This window comes from Zoogloea ramigera, from assembly GCF_006539865.1.
GTDB classification, from domain to species: Bacteria; Pseudomonadota; Gammaproteobacteria; order Burkholderiales; family Rhodocyclaceae; genus Zoogloea; species Zoogloea ramigera.
On the sequence record NZ_BJNV01000181.1, the window covers coordinates 1 to 919 of the forward strand.

The window sequence follows — 919 nt, forward strand, 5'->3', positions numbered from 1 at the left end:
AGAACTTATCCGTAAATTATATTAACCTTCAAAGGCACCTTGCGAAACGCGATGATGGCGGCCGCGAGATGGTTGAGTGCAACGAAGCTCCTTTCGAGCTTTTCGTAGCGAACCAATAGCTTGCGGAAGCGGTTGAACCAACTGTGGGCGACCTCGACAATCCAGCGGCGAGCACGCTTGGCGGGATCGCGTTTGAGCTCTCCAGCCTCCTGGCGACGCCCCTTCACGTGGGGAATGTAACCATGATCCAGAATGGTTTTCATCGCGGGTGCGCCGCGGTAGCCGGCATCGGCGCACAGGTGTTTCGAGCGCCGTTTCGGCGGCGCCGGACGCTTGACCTGAATGGCCTCGAGCACCGCCTCCAGCTGTGTCACATCATGCCGATTCGCGCCGGTCACGACGAGTGATAACGGGACGCCACGCCCGTCCACCAACAGGTGTCGCTTGCTCCCGTTTTTTTCCCCGATCCGTGGGATTCGGACCGACTTGCTCCTGAGCCAGCGGCGCTTTCATCATCGCTCCATCGATGCTTTGCCAGCGCCAGGCGATGCCTTCCAACTCGTCGTACTCCGCCAGCCCGGCACGCCAAAGCGCCTCGAAGAAACCCGCTTTCTCCCATTCCAGGAAGCGCTGGTGCACAGCACTGGCGCTGCCGAACCGTTCAGCGGGAAGCGCTTTCCATTGGCAGCCGGTGCGCAGCACAAACACGATGGCCTCAAAAACCACCCGCGCCGGCTTGGGTTTGCGCCCACCGCCGGGCTTACGGACGAAGGTTTTCTCCGGGTCCCGCTCCCGTCTAGCCGGAACCAACGGCTCCACGCGACTCCAGAACGCATCCGTCACTTCCCACGACTTGGCTCCCATGCACCTGCTCCGAGCAAGAACGAAAGCCGCATTATCGGTTAATTACGGACAAGTT

Annotated in this window: 1 protein-coding gene; it reads right to left on the minus strand. The window is 60.5% G+C overall.

Annotated features, from left to right (window positions below; all coding sequences use genetic code 11):
- Positions 1-5: 5 nt before the first annotated feature.
- Positions 6-864 (minus strand): IS5 family transposase gene (locus ZRA01_RS20335; RefSeq protein WP_371859329.1). Its coding sequence is split into 2 segments (ribosomal slippage): positions 6-459 and positions 458-864, totalling 861 coding nucleotides; the frame shifts between segments, so codons are not numbered across the junction.
- Positions 865-919 lie beyond the last annotated feature (55 nt).